Below are 4,474 nucleotides of genomic sequence, written 5' to 3' on the forward strand. Positions count from 1 at the left end.
CTCGGCCTCATCGGCTTCGTCGAGCACCAGATCGTCTTCGCTGTCGATCTCGGCCATCAGCTTCGCGTTGGCCGAAACCACAGAGGGTGCCACTTCGGGCACATTGCGGGTGGCGGTCTTGAACTTTTCAATCGCGTAGTCTGGGCTGATCAGGTCTGGTGCAGCCTCGATGCGCACCGAAAGCCCATAACGCGCCTCGATACCCGCGACGTGTTCGCGCTTGGCGTTCATCAGGTAGTTGGCCACTGCAACTGGCGCACGCACCAGCACCTCGCGCGAACGCTTGCGCGTGCCCTCTTCCTCGATGGCGCGCAGGATTTGCAGCGCCAAGCTGTCGTCCGAGCGGATCAACCCGGTGCCGTGGCAATGCGGGCAAGGCTGCGTGGTCATCTCAATCATGCCGGGGCGCAGCCGCTGACGGCTCATTTCCAACAGGCCAAAGCCCGAGATGCGCCCCACCTGAATACGCGCCCGGTCGGTCTTGAGTTTGTCTTTCAGCCGCTTTTCGACGCTGGCGTTGTTGCGCCGCTCTTCCATGTCGATGAAGTCGATGACGATCAACCCGGCAAGGTCGCGCAGCCGCAACTGCCGCGCAATTTCTTCGGCGGCTTCAAGGTTGGTCTTGAGCGCGGTGTCCTCGATCGAGCCTTCCTTGGTAGAACGGCCCGAGTTCACGTCAATCGCCACCAGCGCCTCGGTGATGCCGATCACGATATAGCCGCCAGATTTGAGCTGCACCGTGGGGTTGAACATCGCGCCGAGGTAGTTTTCGACGCCAAAGCGCGCGAACAGCGGCAGCTGATCGGCGTAGTGCTTCACGTTCTTGGCGTGCGACGGCATGATCATCTTCATGAAGTCTTTGGCCGTCCGATAGCCGCGATCACCCTCGACCAGAACTTCGTCGATCTCTTTGCTGTAAAGATCGCGGATCGAGCGTTTGATAAGATCGCCTTCTTCATAGACCGGCGCAGGCGCGATCGAGTGCAGGGTCAGATCGCGGATCTGTTCCCAAAGACGCATCAGATATTCGTAGTCACGCCGAATCTCAGTGCGGGTGCGCTGGCTTCCGGCGGTGCGGATAATCAGGCCCGCGCCATGCGGAACCTCCATCTCGCCGGCGATTTCCTTCAGCTTCTTGCGGTCGAGCACGTTGGTAATCTTGCGGCTGATGCCGCCACCGCGCGCGGTGTTGGGCATCAAGACGCAATACCGCCCGGCGAGGCTGAGATAGGTCGTCAGCGCAGCGCCCTTGTTGCCGCGCTCTTCCTTGACAACCTGCACCAGCATGATCTGGCGCACCTTGACCACTTCCTGAATCTTGTAGCGGCGTGCCCGCGGCTTGCGGCCCGAATGGATTTCTTCGGAAAGGTCCTCATCGGCCACCGACTCGATCTCGTCATCGGTTTCCGAGGCGTGGTCGGCGGCGACATAGGCACCGGCTTCGTCGCCATTGCCGTTGCCGTTGCCGTTGGCATTGCCGTTACCGTTGCCATTTTCATGGCCGTTGTCATGCGTATCGCTGCCTTGCGCGGGCGCGGCTTCAATGACGGGCGCTTCTAGCGCGACTTCGGGCGCACCCGCCGGCTCGACAGTATCGGCGTCGTGGTCAACCACGGCCATGCCGGGAATATCTTCGCTGCGCGCTACCGCGTCAGTATCCGCGGCGCGTTCCGGCTTTGGCGCCGAATTGCGGGAACCCGAGCCCGACCGGCGGCGCGAACGGCCGTTTTCTTCGGCCTCCTCACGCTCGGCATAGGCGCGTTCTTCCTCGATCAGCGCTTGGCGGTCAGCGACCGGGATCTGGTAGTAATCGGGATGAATCTCGGCAAAAGCGAGGAACCCGTGGCGGTTGCCGCCGTAATCTACGAAGGCCGCCTGCAACGAGGGTTCGACCCTTGTGACCTTTGCCAGATAGATGTTCCCGGCCAGTTGCCGCTTGTTTACGGTTTCAAAATCAAACTCTTCGACCTTGCTTCCGTCCACCACCACGACGCGGGTTTCTTCCGCGTGGGTGGCATCGATCAACATTTTCTTTGTCATGTTTCCAATTCTCGCACGCGCCACGGCGCAATCGGCCCGAAGGCGGAGCGCAAAGCAGAGCGTGTTGATGTGTTGCGGCGCCGATCAGCGCGACAATGGGCAGTTGCGCGGCGGCGCATTGCCCGCCCGCATTCTGTTTTCCAATCGTCGCGCGCATCTCTGCCATTTGCCCAAAGCACCCTGTTGCCAGTGCGCCCATGATAAAACCCGAAGCCGTTCAAGGCGTTGCGGGCGAATTTGCGGCCTTGCGGCCAATCGGATGATGTCTGCGCCGGCTGCCAAATCGGGCAGGACGACGGCGCTTCACCAGCGAATCTCATATGCGTCGACCGGCGCAGTCTGCGCACCGCCGATACTGGGCCGACATTAGCGACCAAGCGTGTCCTAACACAAACGGTTTTTCTTAACCACTAGGTCAAGCAAATGCTGCCGGCACCGCCGGCAACCTTTATCAAGGCATCCGAATGGCTCAGAGATAGTCGCCGCGGCTCAGGCCGTATTTCGCCATTTTCTCGTTCAAGGTGCGGCGCGGCAGGCATAATTCATCCATCACCGCGGTGATCGCGCCCTTGTGGCGGCGCATCGAATTGTCGATCAGCATCCGCTCGAAACTGTCCACATAATCCTTGAGCGGCTTGCCTTCGGTGGTCATCGCAGGGCCCGCCTCTTCGTTCTCTGCCATAAGAAGAGAGGCAATCGAGCCGGTGCCGCGGCGGTTTTGCAGCACCGCGCGCTCTGCCACGTTGATCAGTTGGCGCACGTTGCCGGGCCAAGGCGCCTGCAACAGCTGTGCGGCCTCTTGCGCGGTGATCTCGGGGGCGACGCAACCATATTCCAGCGCGAACTGCTCGGTCATGCGCGCGAAAAGCGTCAGGATGTCTTCGCCGCGCGTGCGCAGTGGCGGCAGCAGGATCTTTAGCGCGGCAAGGCGGAAATAGAGGTCCGGGCGCAGCGCGTCTTCGACCGTGCGGCCCTCGCCGTGGGTGTTGCAAATACCGATCACGCGCGTTTCGGCTGGCGTGCCCTGTTCGTTGATAAAGGTCAAAAGCCGCGCTTGCAGGCCAAGGCTCAGCGCCTCGATATCTTCAAGGCACAGCGTGCCGCCCCGCGCTTCTTCAACCAGCGGCAGACCGCCGCCTTCGTCGGTCGGGCCAAACAACCGCGCCGCCAGCGCGTCTTCGGTAAATGCAGCGCAGGAAACCACCACGAATCGACGCCCGGCGCGTGGCCCCACCGCGTGCAGCGCATGCGCCACCAGCGTTTTGCCAGTGCCGGTTTCGCCGTCGATCAGCACATGGCCGTCCGCCTGCCCAAGGTCTAGGATATCTTCGCGCAGCCGCTCCATCGGTGCCGAAGCACCGATAAGCTTGCCCATCACCTGCTCGCCCTCTGCCAGATCGCGCCGCAAGGCCCGGTTATCGAGCGTCTGCCGCCGCGCCTGTGTTGCGCGCTTGGCAAGTTCGGTCATGCGGTCGGGGTTGAACGGCTTTTCCAGAAAGTCCATCGCGCCAAGCCGCATCGCCTCGACCGCCATCGGCACATCGCCGTGGCCCGTGATCATGATAACCGGCAGCGCCGAATCTAGGCTCATCAGGCGCTTCAGAAACGCCATACCGTCCATTCCGGGCATACGGATATCGGTAATCACGGCACCGGGCCAATCGGCCCCCACCACTTTCAGCGCTTCTTCCGCCGACGCGAATGCCACGGTGTCGAAACCAGACAGCGCCAACCACTGCGATACCGACTGCCGCAGGTCTTCTTCGTCATCGACGATCGCAACCTTCATCATCCTAGCCATCTCGCCCTACTCCGCTGCTCTGGGCGTTTCGCCCTTTTTGGTATCTGCCGCGAGCGGCAAATTCACTTCAAACACGGCACCGCCCCCCTCGCCGTTCCGCGCCGTCAGCCGCCCGCCCAAATCCTTCACGATCCCCGAAGAAATCGCGAGCCCCAGCCCGGTGCCCTCACCGGGTTTCTTGGTGGTCCAGAACGGTTCGAACAGTTTGTCGAGGTCAACAATTCCCGGACCGTTATCTTCTACGGCCAAAAGCGCCGTTTCCGCCGCGCTCAGGCGCAAATCAATGCGTGGTTCGGCCACGGACTTGGTTGCATCAAGCGCGTTGCGTAGCAAGTTGATGATCACCTGCTCCAGCCGAATCCGATCTGCCAGCACCATCACCGGGCGGCGCGGCAAGCTGCGCGATATCTTGACCGTGCGCGCCCGAAGCTGTGGCTCCATCATCGTGAGGGCCGAAGAAAGCGCCGCACGAAGATCAACCTCTTCAAAGGCTTCCCCGCCCTTCCTTGCGTAAGACTTGAGCTGCCGCGTGATCGCGCCCATGCGTTCGATCAGATCGTCGATACGCTGAAATGAGGAAAGCGCCTCTTCGGTGCGACTGCGTTGCAGCAGCAGGCGCGCCCCGGCAAGATA

Annotated in this window: 3 protein-coding genes; all 3 read right to left on the reverse strand. The window is 61.6% G+C overall.

Going from position 1 to position 4,474, the window contains the following annotated elements:
• Positions 1–2,040, reverse strand: a 2,040-nt coding sequence (locus ABY403_RS13840) for a ribonuclease E/G (RefSeq protein ID WP_372841414.1), incomplete at its 3' end; no start/stop codon positions are given.
• A 469-nt stretch (positions 2,041–2,509) separates the two neighbouring features.
• Positions 2,510–3,841 carry a sigma-54-dependent transcriptional regulator gene (locus ABY403_RS13845; RefSeq protein WP_372841415.1) on the reverse strand — a complete coding sequence of 444 codons (1,332 nt, stop codon included), beginning with the start codon at positions 3,839–3,841 and terminating at the stop codon, positions 2,510–2,512.
• 6 nt (positions 3,842–3,847) lie between these two features.
• Positions 3,848–4,474 (reverse strand): sensor histidine kinase (locus tag ABY403_RS13850; protein WP_372841416.1); only part of this gene is annotated, 627 nt, incomplete at its 5' end.

The sequence above is a fragment of the Phaeovulum sp. genome (assembly GCF_041596715.1).
Taxonomy (GTDB): Bacteria; Pseudomonadota; Alphaproteobacteria; order Rhodobacterales; family Rhodobacteraceae; genus UBA6213.